This is a genomic window from Turneriella parva DSM 21527 (genome assembly GCF_000266885.1).
Lineage (GTDB): Bacteria > Spirochaetota > Leptospiria > Turneriellales > Turneriellaceae > Turneriella > Turneriella parva.
Genome location: NC_018020.1, coordinates 1,535,299 through 1,553,754, shown reverse-complemented (window position 1 = coordinate 1,553,754; position 18,456 = coordinate 1,535,299). Strand labels below are relative to the sequence as shown.

The following is an 18,456-nucleotide window of genomic DNA, read 5'->3' as shown; positions in this document are numbered from 1 at the left end:
ACACCCAGAATAGGCATGGCGAGGCGAACGATATTCTGGCACTCAAAGCAAACCCTTTTCACGCAGATAATCGGGAAACTTCACCAGATTCTCGAGCGGCGAGAACCAGCCATGTTCGGCCGCTTCATTAAAACGAAAACCGTAAACCGTCGTGCCGAGCGAGCCCTGCGCAAAACGTACCGCCGCTTCGGGAGTCATGGTGATGAAGAGCGCCTTGCCGTCAGGGTCGAGGTTCTGGTTGCGCGTCGCATATGCCTGCAACTTTTCGGTGTCGGTAAACACAAGATACCAGACCTTGCCGTCGATCATTTGCGCCGAGGGGGATTTATTGACGAAACTGGTCATCGTCATCAGAAAGTTCCATTCGGGCAGTTTAAACAAAGCCGACCAGAGCTTGTCGCCATTCTCGATGTTTACGGTACCATCTTCGTTAAAGGTATCTCTGGCAAGAACTATGAAATCTGGCTGATCCATGGATAATTGTCGACATCCGTTGCCCCCGAATTAATTCGGGGGCAACGGATGTCGATACTTTAGCATGACATCACCGCTGGCCGCACAGGGAGAGTATTTCGAAAGCCGCCAGTTTGCAGAAGAGAGCCACCCTCTCAGAAACGAGTTTCAGCGCGACCGTGACCGGGTCGTGCACTCGAAATACTTTCGCCGCCTTGAGTACAAAACTCAGGTCTTTGTGAACCACCTCGGCGACAACTTTCGCACGCGCCTCACACACTCGATCGAAGTCTCTCAGATTGCGCGTACGGTAGCGCGTGTGCTGGGCCTGAACGAAGACCTGACCGAAACAGTCGCTCTCGCACATGACCTGGGTCACCCGCCGTTCGGCCATGCCGGCGAACGCGCACTGCATGAGAAGATGCGCGAACTCGGCGGCTTTGACCATAACGAACAGACGCTGCGCATCGTCACCACTCTCGAAGAGCGTTACCCGAACTTCACGGGCTTGAACCTGACCCGGGGCACGCTCGCCAGTTTGCAGAAACACAGCAGTCTGCCCAAAGATGCGGCGGGCAAAGTTTCGCATGGTCACTGCCTGGAGGCAATCATTGTCGATATGTGCGATGAGATCGCGTACAATAACCATGACATCGACGACGGCCTCGAGAGCGGGCACCTCACACTGCAACAGCTGAGCGAGGTGAAGCTCTGGCATGAGAACTACAAGATCGTCGGCGAGCGTTATCCGGGCATTAAGCCGAAGATTCAGATTCGGGCCACCATACGCGAGATCATTAACGGCATGGTCTCGAATCTCATTGAAGCATCGAGGCAAAATATCGCCGCGGCGAACCTCGATACGTTTGAAGACGTATTGCGCTATAATGCCGACGAGCGCGCTAAACCACTGATCGCTTTCTCAGATAAAATGGATGCGCAGGTCAAAGACCTGAAGAAATTTCTGTTTCGCAACCTTTACCGGCACGCCGATGTGGTGCGCATGAACGAGCGCGCGAATCATATTATTTCGCGCATCTTTGATTTTGTGATTCGTGACCCGAAGATGCTGCCGGCGGACTACCATGAGCGCATAGAGACTATGGGGGTCGAGCGCGTCGTCGCCGACTTTATCGCAGGCATGACCGATCGCTACGCGCTGCATTGGAACACCGAAATTCTCGGTGCGCACGCCCGCTAGTCAAATAAGGTACGCAATTTTCACCGCAGTTGCGGCCAGAAAAATCAGGAAAAGAAACAGCATAATTTTGCCCGCGTCGAATGCCGAAGAGACCAAGAAGGCGACTGCGAGCATGGCAAATGCGAGCGCGGGCAGCGCGATCTGCAGGGTAGATGCAAACTCTTTTGCAATTGTCTTGTACTCACCACCACTCACTGTCTTGTACGCAATCATCAGCTCAGCTGAATAGAAATATGCAAGACCGCAAAGCGTCAGCCAACCGAGAATCTTGCGGCTGAGCGGCAGCCCTGTACGAAATGTCAGCAGAATGAGCGCGAGTGCGCCGAGAGCTAATGAGGTTGCGATGCCTGTTGCCATGTTAATGCGTGATCAAATGCAAACCGCAAACTCGCGAGCACCCCTGTGATGTCTACCTGTTTTGCAGCCGTCTGCGAAAATGCTGTGCCGTGGTCGGGCGAAACACGAAGCCGCGGCAGGCCGAGTGTCGTGTTTACGCCCGCCATACCGGCAAGCGCCTTAAACGGTATCAGGCCCTGGTCATGGTAGTTCGCCAACACAAGGGAATATTGCGAGATCACATGTTTCGTAAAAACCGCGTCGGCAGACACCGGTCCCTCAACCACGACGCCTTGCCTGGCGAGTGTATCGATTGAACGCACGACAAACTCTTCTTCGTTGCCGATGCGACCATTTTCACCACAATGAGGATTCACCCCACACCAGGCCGTTTTGCCGGCCGGTTTGAATATCGCCCTGAATTGGCGAAGCGCCGAAGCGAGCTCTGTAATATTCACTTCATAGAGCTTACGCGGCACCAATGCCAGCGGAATATGCTCCGTGAGGGGTATCACCGAGAACTTCTTGTGGTACATACACATGAACACGCGCGTGCCGAATGCCGTTGCGAGTTCACCCGTATGGCCATTAAAATCCACACCAGCTTTCATGATGAGCTCTTTCGAAACCGGTAACGTGACGAAGGCTGCCGATGGGTGCGCGTGAAATATCTTCAGCGCCTTTTGAAAGGCATGCCATGACCGTAGCGCAACCAGCGAGTTGCCTTTGCCAGGTTCGATCGCCTTACCGGCTGCGACGTTTAGAAAAAGCGGTTTTTTGATTTTTCTGTCAGCCAGAACAGTGTCGATCGCATCGATTTTCGCGGTATACGGTATTGTGTGAAAGTATTTCTCGATGAAAGCCCGGTCACTCTCAAAAGTATCGCCGACGACGACGAGACGCCGGGGGCTATAACGGGCCTGCGATTGCGGCCCTAGTGCTTTGCTATAGCCGGCGATTATTTCTTTAAACGCGTGCCAACCGGCACCCGCGGCGTCACCCTGCGAAACGATTACCGGGGGCTGTGGTACAGAAGAAGCGATGAGAGAGAAACCCTAAGAAAGTCAGCGGGCGTCGGCTTTGTCTTTTTCGGTGCGAGCACTTTTGGGGAAAAGCATATTCTCATTGAGATTGTCTTTGAGGTATTCTGCTTCGATAACATCTTTGGCCGAAGCTTTGAGGTCGTTTGCAATCACGCAGCGGCCTTCGAGAATAACACCATTCTGGATAATCAGCTCAGGTGTTTTGATATCGCCGAATATTTTCGCTGTGGGCAGAAGCATCACGCGGCTCTTTGCTGCGATGTTGCCGATGATGACGCCTTCAACGAAAACCGAGTTTGCCGCGACGCTGGTTTTCACCTTGCCAGTGGTGCCGATATAGAGCTGGTCTGCCTGTAGCGCACGGCCTTCGAACTTGCCGTCGATCTTGAGGCTGCCGTTGATATAGAATCGACCTGTAAAATACGAGTTCGCCCCGATCGTCGAGTTGGTAATTTCTTGTGAGCTTTTAACGAGAGCCATGGGCTACGGTATATTTTTGACGTGCGCCGTCATTTGAAATTCACTGCCAGCCTGGCGGCTGGCAAATGGGCTGCACATTCCACAGGGCGCAAGGCGCCCTGTGGAATGTGCAGCGTACTTTTAGGCTAACTCTACTAATTGACCAAGGTCGGGCACCATCGCGTGCCAGCCGAATTTGTCGATCAGGCGGCGCCGCAGGTCATCTGCTGCTACGGGTTCGCCGTGCGTCACGAAAACCCGCCTTGGGCCGATATTGCAGCTTTCGAGCCAGCTGATAATCTCGCCATAGTCGGCGTGAGCCGAGATATTCTCCAGTTCACGCACCTGAGCTCGTATAGTGACATAATCACCGTGTATCTTAATCTGTTCGGCCCCGCGCTGCAAGGCCTCGCCGCGCGTACCAGCTGCCTGGTAACCCGTGAGCAGAATCACGTTTCGCTCATCGCCGGCGAACGCCTTGATATGGTGCAGCACCCTGCCACCGGTGAGCATGCCGCTGGCTGAAATAATGAGCATGGGGCCCTTCTGGTCGTTCAGCCAGCGTGAGTGCTCGGGAGTGTGAATATATTTCACGATGTTGCATGTGGCCTCGCAATCCTCAACGCTGAGGCGGTGCAGATCGCGAAACTTCATCAGCAGGTCGCTCGCGCTCTCTGCCATGGGGCTGTTCAGATACATGGGAAACTCAGGTATACGACCAGCTTTGCGCAGCTCTGAAAGGTGGTACATTAAGACCTGCGCACGACCAACTGCAAACGCCGGAATTATAATCACACCACCGCGCGCATGCGTTTCAAGAATAATCTCTTCGAGTTTGTCGGCAAGATTAGTCTCTTTATGCAAGCGATTACCATAGGTCGATTCGACCACCAGATAGTCTGCACCCGGCAGCCTCGCGGGCGGGTAGAGCAACGCGTCTTGCATGCGGCCGATATCGCCGGTGAAAGCGATCTTGCGTTCGCCACATTGCAAAATAATCTGCGCAGCGCCCAGTATGTGGCCTGCGTATGCGAGCTCGAACGAGACTTCTTTACCGAGGTCGACGCGTGAATTAAAGGGCACCGGAGTAAAATAGCGCAAGGCATCTTCGGCCTCTGCCTGGGTAAAGAGCGGCAAAGCGGGGGAGTGCTTAGTCTTCTTTCTCTTGTTCAGGTACGCGGCCTCTTCTTCCATGAGGTAGCCTGAATCGGGCAGCAGAATTTTGCACAGCTCAAAGGTCGCCTCTGAAGCGTAGATTTTGCCGCGAAAGCCATCTTTGATGAGTCGGGGTATATAGCCCGAATGATCGACGTGCGCATGCGTCAGAACCACGGCATCGATTTCTGCAATGTTGATCGGCAGCGGGTTCCAGTTGCGCACGCGCAATGTCTTGAGACCCTGAAACAATCCACAGTCGACGAGAATATTCTGGCCGTTATGCCGAACCAGATACTTTGAACCGGTGACGGTGCCTGCGCCGCCCAGAAACTGAATGCTCGTCTTCATCTGCCGGCTTGTTTACGATACCTGCCTGCACAGCAAAGAGATTAAGCAGGCTCCGGAAAAACTCCCGAAAATGCGAAAGGCCTCGTCGTTTGCATGCGCAAACGACTGCTAAAGCGGCCGAAACGGCCTGCTTTTCGCTTTTTCGGTTCCGGAAGCCTGCTTTCAGTTTCCTTTTCAGGAAACTGTTAGAAGATCGCCGCGAGCCAATGTCTACAGGCGAGTGCGCAGTGCACAATTTTGAGATCCACAATTTCTTGCCAAAATGTCTGCCACGGCCATATATTCACAAGACCTATGAAATCGCAACCCGTGCACGCCGACCTCGACCTTCGCGAGCGCAGCGAATATTTTCGCGGTCTTTTGCTCATCATGGCAGCTGACGGCGATTTGCACGAAATGGAAGAGCGGTTAGTGCGTGAAGCGGTTCAACCATTCGGCTTCAGCGAAGAATACATCGATGAAAGTATTCACGGTATTCTGAAAAATTCTCATGTCAGTCAAGAACCCCCGCGGTTCAACAGCCAGACGAACGCCGAGATATTTCTGACGCACGCTCTCGACATCGCGTTTGCCGATAACGAACTGCACGAGAATGAAGAACACTGGCTCAGAGCCGCTGCGACTGCCAACGGCATCGACCTGCACTGGCTGCGCGAAGAAATAGCCCGGCGTGAGCGCTGAAAAAGCCAACTTCTACGCATTGACACGGGCGCTCACGGCTATTGCGTGAGCCATGAACGCGTTCGATCATATCAAGATAAACCCACCGTTCGCCACGATTGCTGAGCTTTGGGACGCCAGAACCCAACAACACGGCACCAAAACCTATCTGTACTTTCAAGACCGCGCTTTCGATTACACCGAGATGCGGGCAAAGATTGCGCAGGCTGCGGGTATGCTCAGGGCATTGGGAGCGCAAAAGGGCGACCATATTGCGTTGCTGATACCGAACTCGCCCGATTTTCTGTTTTTGTGGTTTGGAGCAATGACTGCGGGGTACACTGCCGTAACAATCAATACGCTGCTCAAAGCAGAAGAGTTGGATTTCATCATCAACGACTGCGATGCGCGCATTTTGGTGACAACTCCCCAGTTTCGCAAGGCGCTCGAACCTGTCTGGGTTCGCCTGGCAAAAATTCAGCACGTCGTGCTCACGACTCCCGATGCGGATTTTCCGCAGGCACGAGATCTGGCCACAGAATTAACCGGCGCGGCAAAATTCACAGCAGAAGATTTGGCCGGCGGCGACAAGGCTTCGATGATTTATACATCCGGCACAACGGGACACCCCAAAGGCGTGCTGCTGTCGCATGCAAATATTCTCTACAACAGCTATGTCACCCACCAGATGATCGACCTTGAGCCAGTGGACACAGCGCTCTGCATTATGCCGCTCTTTCACGTGAATGCGCAGATTGCGTCGATGATGTCGACGCTTTGGGCAGGGGCGACGGTCGTGCTCGAAGACGGCTTTAAACCCCGTTCGTTTATTGACACTCTTAAAAAATACCGCTGCACCACCTTCAGCGGCGTACCCACGATTTACAATTTTCTCAACGAGCTCAACGGTTCGACGTCGCTCACCGACCAAGAAGCAAGTCCTGATCTGTCATTTTTGAAAGCCTGTATCTGCGGCGCAGCGCCCATGCCAGTCGAAGTCTTTAACCGCTTCGAAGAAAAATTCAAAGGCAAGATTATTGAGGGTTATGGGCTTTCAGAAGGCACCTGCGTCTCGTCGCTGAATCCACTGAGGGGCAAACGCAAGATCGGGTCGATTGGTATCTCGATTGCGGGGCAAGAAATGGCGGTAGCAAACGCCAATATTGAGGGCAGAAATGAGTTTCTGACCGACGGCGAAGTCGGCGAGCTCGTCGTGCGGGGCCCTAACGTCATGCAGGGGTATTATAAGCGTGACGAAGCGAATAGAGCGACGCTCATTGATGGCTGGTTACACACAGGCGATCTCGGTTACCGCGATGCAGAAGGTTATTTCTATATTTCGGGACGAAAAAAAGAAATGATTATTCAGGGCGGCGAAAATATCTACCCGAAAGAAATCGAAGAAGTGCTCTATAAACATGAGGCGGTCTCTGAATGCGCCATCGTGGGCATTCCCGACAAGAAATATGGAGAAGTAGTAGGCGCATTCATTATCGCCAAAGAAGGCGCCTCGCTCAGCGCCGCAGATGTACGCAACTACCTGCGGGAAAAAATAGCGAATTACAAGATGCCGAAAGTCATCGAATTCGTCACGGGTTTTCCCAAAACAGCGACGGGCAAGATTCAGAAGAACAAAATTGCCGAAGCGTATAATCAAAAGAAGGTTGGCACATGAGAATCCTTCTGCTTTTTTTCTGCGGCACGGTGCTCGCGCAAAATCTTTTCGCCGCCGAACCACCGGCTCAAACCAAACCGGTCGACCAGCATATGCTGCGGGCGATGCGCGAATATTTTCATGAAGAGAAGTCGGCTGCGAAAATGGCCATCTTCGGTGCGGCGCTTGCAGGTGGTGCCGGTGCTTATTTGACATCACAGTCTGATCTCGGCCGGGGCGCTGGTTATGCACTGATAGGCCTCGCTCCGGTTGCGCTGATTGTCGGGGGCACTGTCTACTTTCGAACCAACAGCCAGCTGCGTCGCCTCGAAGATCAGCTCGAGACAGCCCCGCGCGACTACCGCCGCGAAGAAAATATTCGTATGCAAAAGGTGAACAGGCAATTTCAAATCTTGCGCATTGCGGAGTATTCACTCTTTGGTTTTGGCGCGCTTGCCACAACAATTGGCGCTGCACGTGGGGCAGACCTGACGACAGGTGTGGGCATCGGCATCATGGTTGATGCGGCGCTGATGCTGCTCTTCGATCATTTTGCCGAAGTGCGGGCGCAGATATATACCGAGCGGCTCGCAGAATTTGGTGCAGCTGCCCGCACGCTGGATATAATACAGGGTTTTAGACTCAGTTATGCTTTCTGAGCACTAATGCCCGTATGGGTAGATTTCAGTCTACCCATACGGGCCAATGATTAAATTGAATATTCAGAATTCTTTATAGCTTTTTTGCCATCAAATGCACCGGTCTTGAGTTTGCGCGCGGCTGAGTCGAATTCGTAAACCGCTCGCAGCATCTGCCCGTTGATGTTACTGCTTTTGACCAACGTCACGTTTGCCCCATCGTTCACCATCTGGTACGACACGCTGCGCACATCGCCGCCCACCGCGACCATTTTCGTGAAACTGACCTGGCTGTAGACCTGTCCGGGCGCTGCGCTCGCAGAAACGTTGCGAAGGAAATTCTCAACTTGCCTGTCGTTTGTGAACGAGACGTCGCAGAAGAATGCCGGCAGCGCAGCATTGCCATTAGCCATACCCGCAAAAACAGCCTGCATCTCGCTTTGGTGCATCGCGAGCAGACGTTGCAGGTCGTTTACCGGTCGGTTTCGCGGGCCCGCAAAGATGGCAGCGGCAGTTAAGCCGAAAAGAATCAGGGATTGAATCATTTTCATGAAATAGCCTCCTGTAAGTAGCATAAAGAATATCGAATGAAAAACTCACCGGCAAAAATTTTTTAAAAGCCTAGTTGGCGCAGGGCACAAATCGCCAGAAGGCCAATAAATCCTCATGCGTTTTAGCTTTCAGCCGAAGATTAAAATATGAAAACCCAGATTATGTCTGATGTGCACGGAGGCACGCAGTCGGCGACCGGCACGATGCCGTCTATGTCGCCGACCGAGGTGCAGGGACGCACAAGACCTGCGCCTGCCATGGATGGCATCGTAGGTGCAGGTGATGCGCATGGAGGCGTGGGGTCTGACGGTGCCCCATCGACAGCCCCCCATCTACCCGTGGGCGAACTGGTTGAAGTTCTGCGCGACCAGCTGGCAGCGCACCACAGGTTGCTGCAGCTCGAAATGGCAAAGCGCGAGGCTATCATCGCACGCGACGGCGAGCTGCTGAAAAAGTCGGCGACTGAGCAGGCAAATGAGCTGCACCGCCTCGACCTGCTCGACAGCAGGCGCAACAAACTCGTCGGCAGAATCATGCCGGGCCAGGCCGACGCCGCGCTCGCTGAAATTATGGAATCGGGAGCCGTAACCGCGCCCGAGAAGCAAGAACTGGGCCGGTATCTTTCGGCGCTGCGCGGCGCACTCTTTGAGCTGAAGAAACTCAGCGATGTGAACACGCGCATGCTGATCGATAGCCGCGATCTGTTTAAGACAATGATGCTGAACCTCGCGGGGCGGGGTCAGGGTAACGAACATAAAGTTGCGCGCCCGGTGCTGGTCGACGCGAACTGCTAGGTCAAAAGGCTGCTGAGTTAAGGAGAATATATGCCATCTACATTCATGGGAATCGAAATCGCCAAGCGCGGTATCTCCGTTCACCAGCAGGCGCTGACGACGACGGGCCACAATATATCGAACGCCGATAACAAGAATTACGCAAGGCAGCGCGTCGACATGGAGACGATGCACCCACTCTACGAACCGTCGCTTTCCCGGGCTTCGGGCGCAGGCCAGCTCGGCCAGGGTCCAAAGGCCGGCGCGGTTGAGCGCATGCGCGACGAGTTCGTCGATGGCCGCATTCACAATGCCGAACAGACCAAGTCGCAGTGGGAAACCCGCGAGAAATACTTGCACCAGATCGAAGTTGTCTACAACGAACCCTCTGACGATTCGCTGCGCGCACAACTCGACCGCTTCTGGCAGTCGTGGCATGAACTGTCGCAGTTTCCCGAAGAAATGAGCCACCGCGAACTGGTGCGCACGCGTGGGCGCGAAGTCACGTTTCGCATGCGCGACACTTTTCAGAAACTCTCTGATTTGCGCCGTCAGGCGGATTTCGAATTTGAAGTGACTATTGGCCGCATCAACGACATGGGCACGCAGATTCGCGACCTCAATGACCGCATCATGAAATCTCAGGCCGTGGGCGATCGGCCCAACGACCTGCTCGACAAGCGCGACGCACTCGTGCAAGAACTCTCTAAACTCGCTGACATCACCCTGGAAAAACAAGATCCCGACGAGTTCATTGTCTACCTTGGCGGTGAAATGCTCGTGCAGGGTCGGGTGCAGCATAAGATTTTGCTGCAGGGCGATGCTGCGAATGAAGGTATGAAAAAAGCCGTGTGGGAGCACAATGGACAGAAGACGATGTTCCGCGCGGGCGCTGCGCAGGGCCTCATTGAAATGCGCGACATCACGATTCGGGAAAACATCGAAAAGATGGATTCGCTCGCGATCAACCTCACCGATACGGTGAACGAAGTTCACCGTGACGGCTTTGGTCTTACGAAAGAGACGAACATCAACTTCTTTAAGATTGACCCGCTTTCACGCAACATTCGCGGAAATTATGACCTTTCGGGCGATGGTATCGATGACACGAGTGCAATATTCAAGATTGCGGGCAAGAACGCGCTCACGGCAGACCGGCCCATCGGCGTGGCAGGCACTATGTCGTTCGTCAAGAACGACGCGGCACACACGCCGGTTTATGTGACCTATCGGCCAGATATGTCGCTGAACGATGTGATTCAGGCGATCAATCGGTCTGACGCGGGTGTTGTCGCGTACCTCAACCACAATAATAACCTGGTTCTGAAAGGCCGTGAGGCTTCAGACAACTACCTGACGAATTTCATGATTCGCCACGTAGAAGACTCGGGCGAGTTCTTGACCGGCTTTTCGGGCTTGCTGCAGAATTCGGGCGCCGCGGGGGCCTTTGACTACCGCCGCACAGACGAAATTAACAAGTTACAGTCAACGCTCGACCGAATCACGCTGACATCGATTATACACCCCGCAGGTGCGATGCACCTGTCAAATGAAGTCGAAGGTAACACCGCGCTCATTGCAGCCGGACTTGGCAAAGACGTCGGCGGTACCGGCGATGCCAACATGGCTTATGGCGCGAAAGATGGCGGTAACGCGACCCGAATCGCGCAGGCGATGCGGCATAAGCAAACGATGGTCGGTGAATACCGCAACAGCGACGAATTCTACAATGCGCTGATTGCCAAAGCGGGTATCGAGTCGAAAACGGCGAAAGAGCAGGTCGACAACCAAAAGCTCATTATCACCAATCTCGAGAACCTGCGCCAGTCGGTGATGGGCGTCAACCTCGATGAAGAGATGGCGGCGATGGTGCAGTTTCAGCACGGTTATAATGCAGCAGCCCGCATCATGCAGACAATGAACGAGATGCTCGATAAGTTGATTAACCATCTGTAATAACATTCCCCACCCCCGGCCCCTCCCCGCTTGCGGAGAGGGGTGATAGAATCACCTCCCCCGCACGCGGGGGAGGACGGGAGGGGAAAAAGAGGAAAAATGATAAGAGTAACTAACATAATGCAGAACAATACGATGCTGTCGACGCTCAACCGGCATCAGGTAGCGCTCGAAAAGACAGAGCGTGAGCTTGCGACTGGCTCTCGCATTCAGCTGCCGTCGAGCGACCCGGTCGGTGCTGCCAACCAAATGCTCTATCGCACGCGGCTCACCGAACTCGACCAGTACGACCGCAATATAGCCGAAGCGAAAGACCGGCTCAATCTCATGGACGGGCAGATCGACCGTGTCGGTGAAATCTTTCAACGCATGCGCTACCTCACCGTGCAGGCCGCTAACGGAACGAATAGCGGGTTCGAACTCAAAGAAGCTGTGGCAAAAGAGATTAACCAACATCTTTTGGCGCTCATCGATATTGCCAATTCAAAAGACGCCACCGGCAGAACCCTGTTCGGCGGCAGCGTTATCGAGCGAGACCCGTTCTTGCCCGTGTATTCGCACTTACAGACGGCGGGCATCGACCAGGGCAATGCGGTCACCGGCGTGCAATACCAGGGCGATATTCAGGTTCAGAACCGTGAAATCGAACGCAACGAACAGATGGATATCACCCTGCCAGGCAACCGCGTTTTCTGGGGAACAAACACCTCAATCGCGTCGAATAAAGACTCCGCCGCGTATGTCGCGCAGGGCGACCAGATGATCGCATTGAACGGTGTGAAGATTCAGATCTCAGCAGGTGACACGATCAACGACATCATCGACAAGATTAATACGGCCCCTGTCGAGGTACGTGCCAGCAAAGGTTCTCAGGACGATATCATTCTCACGAGCAAATCGCCGCACCAGATTTGGCTCGAAGACCTCGAAGGCGGTACTGTGCTGCAAGACCTCGGCCTTATCGACGGCACAAACCCTGAACCGCCGAACAACTTCGCCACAACTGCGACAGTGTCGGGTCTCTCAATCTTTGAAGTCGTTATTATGCTGCGCGACGACCTTATAAAGGGCGACGTGAAGCTCATCGGCGGCCGCGACCTTGAAGCACTCGATAGCGCGCTCGAAAATGTTCTGCGCTACCGTTCAGAAGTCGGCGCGCGGGTGAACCGCCTCGAGCAGCACGAAAAGCGCGTCGCCTGGGATAACACGTATACCAAAGAACTGCTCGCAAAAAACGAGAGTGTCGACGTGACACAGGCAATCGTTGACCTCAAATGGCTCGAAGCCGTGCACTCCTACGCGCTGCGCGTCGGCGCAGGTATCATCAAGCAGACACTGATGGATTTTTTGAGATGATGAGGATTTTTTCTGAGGCCGGCGATGCAGTTTGAAACCCGGGCGTTAGGCACGATTGAAATCGATGCCGCAGACCAGCTTTTTTTTCCCGAAGGACTTTTTGCCTTCGAAAATTTCAGGCATTTTGGGCTGTTGCCGACGAAATCGGGCAGCACTTTTCACTGGCTGCAATCGCTCGAAGAAGCCCGCCTGGCATTTCTGGTTACCCTGATTTCAGGCATCACCACCAGTTATTCGCCGCGAATCGACGAGCAGTTTCTCAGCATCATCGAAGCCGCGAACCTCAGCCATACCGAAGTCTGGGGAATCATCACTGTGCCGACGGGTAAACCCGAAGCCATGACGCTCAACCTGCAAGGCCCGATTCTCATTAATCGCCCGAAAAAACTGGGTGGCCAGTTTGTGTCAGACGACCCCAACCATCTCGTTCGCACTCCCCTGCTTGATCTAGTCGACAAAGGTCAGGGTAACGGCTAATGCTCGTTCTCGCGCGCAGGGTGAACGACTCAATCGTGATCGGCGATAATGTCGAGATCGTCGTCGTCGAAATCAAGGGTGACCAGGTGAAGCTGGGTATCAAAGCCCCGAAAGATGTGAAGGTCTTTCGTGGCGAAATACACGCGGAGATTCAGAGAGAGAATAGGGCGGCTTCTGAATCACAGCTGCCGCCTGATCTTGACCAGCTATTCAAGAAGAAATAGAGCTCCGAATACTTGCATATTTCTGCGTTCACGGTCGGCGCACAATGAAAACCGCTTGCCCGCCCTGATTTGAGCAGCAAACTCTCTAATGATTTTCTCGTTACGGGGTATTCCGGTTCGCGTAGAGCCATTCTTTGTTGTAATTGACTGCGCTGGGGTCGGTTATGGTGCGAAGATTCCAGGGAACGTTTACCAGGCCATCGTCAGTGGCGGCTTTGACACAGCGAGAAAGGAGTTCACACTCACGACGCGTAGCGTCTATTCTGAAGACAACGCGCAACTATTCGGATTTCTCAACGAAGGTGAGGCTGCACTCTTCGATTTTATTCGCTCATTGCATGGTTTTGGTCCGCAGGCTGCGATGAATATCATTTCTACAATTGGAGCGGCAGACCTTGTCGACGCTCTGAAAAAGGGAGATGTCAAAACACTGACGAGTGTCCCGGGCGTCGGCAAGACCAAAGCTGAGAAGCTATGTTTTGAAGCGCAGTCAAAGAAAGGCAAACTCGATAAACTGGCAGCGCCAGCAGATGCTCGCGGCGCGGCGCCCACAGCAGAATCATCGCATGACCTCGTGGTGCAGGCTCTGCTTTCCCTCGGCTACGCGCTGAAAGAAATTGAGTCGGCCGGTGAAAAGGTACGCAGAAGTGGTGCCGCGCCTGCCGATGTAACGCGCGAGAATCTGCAAGACCACATTCGCCTTTACCTGCGCAATATCTGACATGCGCCTGTTCTCAGCAGCCCTAGAGCAGCTTTTTCCTGAAAGCTGCCTGCACTGCCGGCGGCAAGTGGCTGTGCGTGGGCTGCTGTGCGAGGCATGCGCCAAGACGCTGCGCCGATATGACGCTGCTTCAGCAAGCCATGGTGGTTTTTCAAGACACCACGCTCTCTATTATGAGGGGGCTGCCAAAGACCTTTTTGCAGCGGCTAAGTTTTCGAACAGGCGTCGCGCATTGCATGAACTGGTGCCATGGGCCGCCACAGGCCTGCAGAACCTGATCGCACCTGAATCCTGCTTTGTTGAAATGCCTTCAAGCAGGCCATTCTTGCATAGGCTGGTTTCGCGGCTGCTACCGAACACAAGCACAGTACGGAGTGTATTCGCTTTCGAAAGATCGAAAACCCCAGGGCAAAACAAACTGCTAAAAGAAGCAGAGAGGTTCAGACGAATAGCCGAAACCCTGAAACTGAACGTTAAACTCGTGCCACCGGCGAAGGTCTACATCTTATGCGACGACGTGTTCACAACGGGCGCAACCTTGGGACACGCAGCCTGGTTATTACAGACCGCCCTGTCACTGCAACCCGAACAGATTCATTTGTGGACACTCATGTACCGCGAGAGGCTTTTTGAAGACTCTACAGATTGAAAACTGCGCGCCATTTGAAGGCGGCGGCCTATTTGCGAATACCGCGCCAGTAATCGCCTTTGCGCGGCTTGAAATTTTCTTGCACCGTATCGAGCATGGAGACATAATACCGATAGCGAAATTCGGGAATTTCGTTCTGCTCAACGGCGGCTTTAACTGCGCAGCCCGGCTCGTTCAGATGCAGACAGTTCTCAAAGCGGCACTGGTAGCGCAGAAAATCAGGGTAAGCTTGTCGAATCTCATGCGCATCACGGTGGTGCATGCCGAATTCGCGCAGGCCAGGCACGTCGATCAGCACGAGTCTTGAATTCCCGGGGTCGCAGTAGAGCGCGGGGTTGGTTGTCGTATGCCGACCTTTGTTGATGAGGCTCACCTCACCCACAGCCTGTAAAGACTGACCGAACAACTGGTTCAGCAAAGTGCTTTTGCCGGTGCCCGACTGGCCCAGCAAGAGCCAGGTGCCTGCGGCGAAGCGTTCTCGCAACGAAGGCGACAGGCCTCCTTTTAAAGTTTCGCGCTGTACGCTGATCGAGATGGATTCATACCAGCGCAAGACTTTCTCTGTCTCTTCGTCGGGTTCGGTGATCAGGTCATACTTGTTGACGATCAGCAAAACTTCAACTCCCGATATTTGCACTTCTGCGAGGCAGCGTTCGACAAACCCGAGATTAAACTCGGGTGACCTCACGCTCGCCATGATCACAACGCCGTCGATATTGGCGGCTAGACATTGCTGGCGCCCAAAAGACGCGCGGTGCACTGCGTTACGCCGCTCTTCAACGGATTCGATAATCCACGTGTCGGGATTTTTTTTATCTTCTGAAATTTCGACCATGTCGCCGACAGCAAGCAGAGACTCGCGCAGCTTTTTGTAGCCTTCGTTGCGCTCGCGGTATTCGATGCGCAGCTTGCCGCGCGCCTTGGCCTTAAACCGCTCGGCGCGGCTGACTAACGGGTAAGGCAGAACATGGTGGTAAGCGCCGAAGACACCTGCAACGAGCGCCCGCGACATTTCAGGCCGAGACGAGCGAAAAGATCTTTTCGAAGAATGCCGTGCCGTAACGGGCGGCAGATACCGCAGCGTCAGGTTGGGGCTTCAGCGCGCGTTCGGGATGCGGCATCAGCCCTATGACCCGCTTATTCTTCGAAGCAAGGCCGGCAATGTCATACGTCGAGCCATTGGGGTTCTGCGTGTAGCGAAGCAACGCCTGCCCGTTGTCTTTGATCGATTTCAATTCATCGTCAGAGCAGATGTAGTTACCTTCACCGTGCGAGATCGGCAGCGCATAACCTGGCGGATACCCCCCCTGCCAGTCACCGTCGCCCTTAAGGCCAACCCATTCACAGATGTGCTGCAGATTCTCGTTGCGTATCAAAGCCCCCGGCAAGAGCTTTGCTTCGCACAATATCTGAAAACCATTGCAGATGCCGACGATCGGCTTACCTTTTGCCGCTGCATCACGCAGAGAAGCCAGTGAACGGCTCTGCGCCGCAAGAGCCCCGGTGCGAAGGTAGTCACCGTATGAAAAACCACCGGGCACAAAGTAGATGTCATGCGTTACATCGAAGGCGCTGGTGTGCCACAATAGATCAGCCGCGATGTTATATTCATCTTTGAGTGCGGCGACCAGATCTTGATCGCAGTTGCTGCCGGGAAATGTGAGAATTGCCGCTTTCACCCCTCGGCTCCGCTCGGGGCGAGTCCCTTTCTTTCAGAAACGTGAATTTCGCAGGTTTCCATCACGTCGTTATAGAGCATGTCACCGGCGATCTTTTCCATTTTTTGTTTTGCTTCGTCAACTGAGGGCGCTTCAAGCTCAACTTCGATGTATTTTCCGACACGCACGAGCGTAAACTCATGCGAGCCTTTCTCTGCGAGTGAGAGCTGAATTGCCTTACCCTGCGGCTCGAGTACCGATTTCTTGAATCTGACCGTCGCTGTGGCGTAGAATTTTTTCATTGAGAAATCCTCATTTTCTTGAGATAGCCTCAGGCTTAATGGAAAGTATTATTTCTTGCATCTTTCGGTACTGGGCAACGGTCTTCTGAATCACATCTGCCGGTAGTTTCGGCGCGGGGGGCTGCTTGTTCCAGCCAATACTCTCGACATAATCGCGAACTATCTGTTTATCCATCGTCGGTATTTCAGTGCCTGCTGCGATTGCCTTGTTATACGCATCGATCTCGACAAAGCGCGAAGAATCAGGAGTGAAAATTTCGTCGATAAGCAAGAGCTCATTGTTCAAAAGGCCGAATTCAAACTTTGTATCGAGCAGGTAGATGCCGCGCTCTTTGAGGGCAGCAAATGCAAACGCGAAAAGGCCAAGACTCTTCGCTTTAAGTTCATCCGCATAGGTCGGCAGCCGAGCCCTCATCTCGGCGAATGGAATGTTTTCATCATGGCCAGAATCGTTCTTCACTGCAGGAGTAAAACGTGGTTCGGGAAGAACCGCACCGCGGGCAAGCCCTGCGGGCAGCTGTTCGCCAGCAAGTGTCTGCTTTGCCTGGTATTCTTTGTAGCCTGAACCCATGAGAAAACCGCGGACAACACATTCAAAATCAATGCGCTGCGTTTTCTTAACGAGGGCTGCTCGGCCCTCAAATTGCGGGCTGCGAAAGGCCGGGGGTAATGCGACGGTCTGTGCCGAAATGAAGTGGTGCTGAATGTCGCCAAGCAGTGAGAACCAATGCGCTGAAATGCTGTTCAGAATTTTTCCCTTGTCGGGTATGGTATCGCCGAAAACGACATCGAAGGCTGAGAGCCTGTCAGAAGAAACGAGTAGCATCCGTTCGCCGAGATCATAGACGTCGCGAACCTTGCCGCGGTAGGTTACTGGGGGTAAAGAGTGACTGTCAGCGCCGACTTTTGAACTTCCGTGTTCCATAGTCGGCGCACCGATGGCGTCCTTGCCAGCGCCGACTTTTGAACTTCCGTGTTCCATCATCAATCTACGTTGCGGCGCTTGTACAAGAGATCTTCGATCAGGTAGTCTTCACCGATGCCCTTCACGGGAAAATCTTTACGCAGCGGGTGGCCACGATAGTTTTCGGGCAGTACGATACGCCGCAGGTTCGGGTGGCCAGAAAAGCGGATACCCATAAGGTCAAATACTTCGCGCTCAGGCCAGTTGGCACCCGGCCAAACGCTCGTCAGTGTGGGCACTTCTTCGCCGTCGTTCACCGGCACCGTGATGCGCAGCGTTGCGCTGCGGCGTTCAGACAGCATCGAGCGCAGCAGATACACCACCTGAAAGCGACAGCCGATATTGTCGACCGCATCTTGCGCGCGCGGCGAACCCAAGAGATCAACGGCTGTGAGATCGAGCAAGTAATCGTATGAGAGCACCGGGGCCGTGCGCACAAACTCGACGACGGCAAGAAGGTTTTCTTTTGCGACGACGAGAGTCGGCATATCGATAGCAACAGGATTTATACCGTCTTTGAATATGGGCGCCTGCGTCAAACCAGCAGGCGCAGAAGCCTCAGGCCAGGCAGCGCGCAGAATTTTGCTCGCTACCGTGCTCGTTTCAATTGCTGTTTTTTGCTGAGCGTAGAGCGCGGCGTTTTTCCCTGCAGTCGCCGCTGCAGCCGTCACGGCGCCAAATTTTGTATCACTCATAGAAATTGGTGACCTGAGATGGGGCCGGGCAGGTTTCGTTTCAACAGCCGCCGCGCCGATGCAACGCGCGACGCAACTTCGGACATTTCCCGCCGCATGTCAGGTATATATCCAACCACTATGCAAGACTCACCCGGCAAATAAAAAAGCCCCTTGCGGGGCTTGTTTTTTTGGTTCAT

At 53.8% G+C, this 18,456-nt stretch carries 22 protein-coding genes; 11 read left to right on the top strand and 11 right to left on the bottom strand.

From position 1 onward, the window contains the following. Nucleotides 1-42: 42 nt before the first annotated feature. On the bottom strand, nucleotides 43-474 hold the full coding sequence (locus tag TURPA_RS07605; protein ID WP_014802714.1) for a hypothetical protein: 432 nt from the start codon (nucleotides 472-474) through the stop codon (nucleotides 43-45). Between the two features lie 64 nt (nucleotides 475-538). On the opposite strand from TURPA_RS07605, the gene TURPA_RS07600 reads away from it, so the two are divergent. Continuing rightward, the gene (locus TURPA_RS07600) at nucleotides 539-1,654 is read left to right on the top strand and encodes a deoxyguanosinetriphosphate triphosphohydrolase (protein WP_014802713.1); all 1,116 of its coding nucleotides are present in this window, start codon (nucleotides 539-541) and stop codon (nucleotides 1,652-1,654) included. On the opposite strand, the gene TURPA_RS07595 is transcribed toward TURPA_RS07600, so the two are convergent. From TURPA_RS07595 to TURPA_RS07580, 4 genes are all read right to left on the bottom strand, one after another. Then, the gene (locus tag TURPA_RS07595; protein ID WP_014802712.1) at nucleotides 1,655-2,011 is read right to left on the bottom strand and encodes a hypothetical protein; all 357 of its coding nucleotides are present in this window, start codon (nucleotides 2,009-2,011) and stop codon (nucleotides 1,655-1,657) included. After that, nucleotides 1,984-2,799 carry a 4-hydroxythreonine-4-phosphate dehydrogenase PdxA gene (locus TURPA_RS22520; protein ID WP_342612520.1) on the bottom strand — a complete coding sequence of 272 codons (816 nt, stop codon included), beginning with the start codon at nucleotides 2,797-2,799 and terminating at the stop codon, nucleotides 1,984-1,986. Before TURPA_RS22520 ends, TURPA_RS07595 begins: the two co-directional genes overlap by 28 nt. 255 nt (nucleotides 2,800-3,054) lie before the next feature. Further along, nucleotides 3,055-3,513, bottom strand: coding sequence for a bactofilin family protein (locus TURPA_RS07585; protein ID WP_014802710.1), 459 nt, complete (start codon nucleotides 3,511-3,513; stop codon nucleotides 3,055-3,057). Nucleotides 3,514-3,633: 120 nt separating this feature from the next. Continuing rightward, nucleotides 3,634-4,998: an MBL fold metallo-hydrolase RNA specificity domain-containing protein gene (locus TURPA_RS07580; RefSeq protein ID WP_014802709.1), complete on the bottom strand. Its 1,365-nt coding sequence runs from the start codon at nucleotides 4,996-4,998 to the stop codon at nucleotides 3,634-3,636. A 294-nt stretch (nucleotides 4,999-5,292) separates the two neighbouring features. On the opposite strand from TURPA_RS07580, the gene TURPA_RS07575 reads away from it, so the two are divergent. The 3 genes from TURPA_RS07575 to TURPA_RS07565 are packed head-to-tail and all read left to right on the top strand — an operon-like array spanning nucleotide 5,293 to nucleotide 7,971. Beyond that, entirely contained in the window at nucleotides 5,293-5,679 is a 387-nt protein-coding gene (locus TURPA_RS07575) for a tellurite resistance TerB family protein (protein ID WP_014802708.1), read from the top strand. Nucleotides 5,680-5,731: 52 nt separating this feature from the next. After that, nucleotides 5,732-7,333 carry a class I adenylate-forming enzyme family protein gene (locus tag TURPA_RS07570; protein ID WP_014802707.1) on the top strand — a complete coding sequence of 534 codons (1,602 nt, stop codon included), beginning with the start codon at nucleotides 5,732-5,734 and terminating at the stop codon, nucleotides 7,331-7,333. After that, nucleotides 7,330-7,971: a hypothetical protein gene (locus TURPA_RS07565; protein ID WP_014802706.1), complete on the top strand. Its 642-nt coding sequence runs from the start codon at nucleotides 7,330-7,332 to the stop codon at nucleotides 7,969-7,971. The genes TURPA_RS07570 and TURPA_RS07565 overlap by 4 nt, the downstream gene beginning before the upstream one ends. 50 nt (nucleotides 7,972-8,021) lie before the next feature. On the opposite strand, the gene TURPA_RS07560 is transcribed toward TURPA_RS07565, so the two are convergent. Then, on the bottom strand, nucleotides 8,022-8,501 hold the full coding sequence (locus TURPA_RS07560) for a hypothetical protein (RefSeq protein WP_014802705.1): 480 nt from the start codon (nucleotides 8,499-8,501) through the stop codon (nucleotides 8,022-8,024). 147 nt (nucleotides 8,502-8,648) lie between these two features. On the opposite strand from TURPA_RS07560, the gene flgN reads away from it, so the two are divergent. From flgN to TURPA_RS07525, 7 genes are all read left to right on the top strand, one after another. Next, nucleotides 8,649-9,296: a flagellar export chaperone FlgN gene (flgN, locus tag TURPA_RS07555; RefSeq protein ID WP_014802704.1), complete on the top strand. Its 648-nt coding sequence runs from the start codon at nucleotides 8,649-8,651 to the stop codon at nucleotides 9,294-9,296. A 30-nt stretch (nucleotides 9,297-9,326) separates the two neighbouring features. Then, on the top strand, nucleotides 9,327-11,231 hold the full coding sequence (gene flgK / locus TURPA_RS07550) for a flagellar hook-associated protein FlgK (RefSeq protein ID WP_014802703.1): 1,905 nt from the start codon (nucleotides 9,327-9,329) through the stop codon (nucleotides 11,229-11,231). A 102-nt stretch (nucleotides 11,232-11,333) separates the two neighbouring features. Further along, nucleotides 11,334-12,587 (top strand): flagellar hook-associated protein 3, encoded by a 1,254-nt coding sequence (locus TURPA_RS07545; protein WP_245536833.1) that lies wholly within the window; start codon nucleotides 11,334-11,336, stop codon nucleotides 12,585-12,587. Between the two features lie 24 nt (nucleotides 12,588-12,611). Then, nucleotides 12,612-13,064, top strand: a complete 453-nt coding sequence (gene fliW, locus TURPA_RS07540; protein ID WP_014802701.1) for a flagellar assembly protein FliW — start codon at nucleotides 12,612-12,614, stop codon at nucleotides 13,062-13,064. After that, complete coding sequence (csrA, locus tag TURPA_RS07535; protein WP_014802700.1) at nucleotides 13,064-13,288, top strand: carbon storage regulator CsrA; 225 nt, start codon at nucleotides 13,064-13,066, stop codon at nucleotides 13,286-13,288. Before fliW ends, csrA begins: the two co-directional genes overlap by 1 nt. A gap of 88 nt (nucleotides 13,289-13,376) precedes the next feature. Next, the gene (ruvA, locus tag TURPA_RS07530; RefSeq protein WP_014802699.1) at nucleotides 13,377-14,009 is read left to right on the top strand and encodes a Holliday junction branch migration protein RuvA; all 633 of its coding nucleotides are present in this window, start codon (nucleotides 13,377-13,379) and stop codon (nucleotides 14,007-14,009) included. Between the two features lies 1 nt (nucleotide 14,010). Then, complete coding sequence (locus tag TURPA_RS07525) at nucleotides 14,011-14,658, top strand: ComF family protein (RefSeq protein ID WP_014802698.1); 648 nt, start codon at nucleotides 14,011-14,013, stop codon at nucleotides 14,656-14,658. 28 nt (nucleotides 14,659-14,686) lie between these two features. On the opposite strand, the gene rsgA is transcribed toward TURPA_RS07525, so the two are convergent. From rsgA to TURPA_RS07500, 5 genes are read right to left on the bottom strand one after another with little or no spacing between them, the layout of a single operon-like run. Then, a complete protein-coding gene (gene rsgA / locus TURPA_RS07520) occupies nucleotides 14,687-15,670 on the bottom strand; it encodes a ribosome small subunit-dependent GTPase A (protein ID WP_014802697.1) in 984 nt (327 codons plus the stop codon). Between the two features lies 1 nt (nucleotide 15,671). Beyond that, nucleotides 15,672-16,337: a phosphoribosylformylglycinamidine synthase subunit PurQ gene (gene purQ, locus TURPA_RS07515; RefSeq protein ID WP_014802696.1), complete on the bottom strand. Its 666-nt coding sequence runs from the start codon at nucleotides 16,335-16,337 to the stop codon at nucleotides 15,672-15,674. Beyond that, nucleotides 16,334-16,618, bottom strand: a complete 285-nt coding sequence (gene purS / locus TURPA_RS07510) for a phosphoribosylformylglycinamidine synthase subunit PurS (protein WP_014802695.1) — start codon at nucleotides 16,616-16,618, stop codon at nucleotides 16,334-16,336. The genes purQ and purS overlap by 4 nt, the downstream gene beginning before the upstream one ends. 10 nt (nucleotides 16,619-16,628) lie before the next feature. Beyond that, nucleotides 16,629-17,543: a phosphoribosylaminoimidazolesuccinocarboxamide synthase gene (locus tag TURPA_RS07505; RefSeq protein WP_053332271.1), complete on the bottom strand. Its 915-nt coding sequence runs from the start codon at nucleotides 17,541-17,543 to the stop codon at nucleotides 16,629-16,631. Between the two features lie 59 nt (nucleotides 17,544-17,602). After that, on the bottom strand, nucleotides 17,603-18,277 hold the full coding sequence (locus tag TURPA_RS07500) for an NADH-quinone oxidoreductase subunit C (protein WP_014802693.1): 675 nt from the start codon (nucleotides 18,275-18,277) through the stop codon (nucleotides 17,603-17,605). Between the last annotated feature and the right edge of the window lie 179 nt (nucleotides 18,278-18,456).

What these genes read in the sequence shown, in the direction of transcription:
- ruvA (WP_014802699.1), top strand. Translation starts at nt 13,377, where the DNA reads ATGATTTTCTCGTTACGGGGTATTCCGGTTCGCGTAGAGCCATTCTTT.
- TURPA_RS07605 (WP_014802714.1), bottom strand. Translation starts at nt 474, where the DNA reads ATGGATCAGCCAGATTTCATAGTTCTTGCCAGAGATACCTTTAACGAA.
- TURPA_RS07580 (WP_014802709.1), bottom strand. Translation starts at nt 4,998, where the DNA reads ATGAAGACGAGCATTCAGTTTCTGGGCGGCGCAGGCACCGTCACCGGT.
- TURPA_RS07570 (WP_014802707.1), top strand. Translation starts at nt 5,732, where the DNA reads ATGAACGCGTTCGATCATATCAAGATAAACCCACCGTTCGCCACGATT.
- TURPA_RS07500 (WP_014802693.1), bottom strand. Translation starts at nt 18,277, where the DNA reads ATGAGTGATACAAAATTTGGCGCCGTGACGGCTGCAGCGGCGACTGCA.
- rsgA (WP_014802697.1), bottom strand. Translation starts at nt 15,670, where the DNA reads ATGTCGCGGGCGCTCGTTGCAGGTGTCTTCGGCGCTTACCACCATGTT.
- TURPA_RS07565 (WP_014802706.1), top strand. Translation starts at nt 7,330, where the DNA reads ATGAGAATCCTTCTGCTTTTTTTCTGCGGCACGGTGCTCGCGCAAAAT.
- TURPA_RS07575 (WP_014802708.1), top strand. Translation starts at nt 5,293, where the DNA reads ATGAAATCGCAACCCGTGCACGCCGACCTCGACCTTCGCGAGCGCAGC.
- flgK (WP_014802703.1), top strand. Translation starts at nt 9,327, where the DNA reads ATGCCATCTACATTCATGGGAATCGAAATCGCCAAGCGCGGTATCTCC.
- TURPA_RS07585 (WP_014802710.1), bottom strand. Translation starts at nt 3,513, where the DNA reads ATGGCTCTCGTTAAAAGCTCACAAGAAATTACCAACTCGACGATCGGG.
- csrA (WP_014802700.1), top strand. Translation starts at nt 13,064, where the DNA reads ATGCTCGTTCTCGCGCGCAGGGTGAACGACTCAATCGTGATCGGCGAT.
- TURPA_RS07595 (WP_014802712.1), bottom strand. Translation starts at nt 2,011, where the DNA reads ATGGCAACAGGCATCGCAACCTCATTAGCTCTCGGCGCACTCGCGCTC.
- purS (WP_014802695.1), bottom strand. Translation starts at nt 16,618, where the DNA reads ATGAAAAAATTCTACGCCACAGCGACGGTCAGATTCAAGAAATCGGTA.
- fliW (WP_014802701.1), top strand. Translation starts at nt 12,612, where the DNA reads ATGCAGTTTGAAACCCGGGCGTTAGGCACGATTGAAATCGATGCCGCA.
- flgN (WP_014802704.1), top strand. Translation starts at nt 8,649, where the DNA reads ATGAAAACCCAGATTATGTCTGATGTGCACGGAGGCACGCAGTCGGCG.
- TURPA_RS07525 (WP_014802698.1), top strand. Translation starts at nt 14,011, where the DNA reads ATGCGCCTGTTCTCAGCAGCCCTAGAGCAGCTTTTTCCTGAAAGCTGC.
- TURPA_RS07560 (WP_014802705.1), bottom strand. Translation starts at nt 8,501, where the DNA reads ATGAAAATGATTCAATCCCTGATTCTTTTCGGCTTAACTGCCGCTGCC.
- TURPA_RS07505 (WP_053332271.1), bottom strand. Translation starts at nt 17,543, where the DNA reads ATGGAACACGGAAGTTCAAAAGTCGGCGCTGACAGTCACTCTTTACCC.
- TURPA_RS07600 (WP_014802713.1), top strand. Translation starts at nt 539, where the DNA reads ATGACATCACCGCTGGCCGCACAGGGAGAGTATTTCGAAAGCCGCCAG.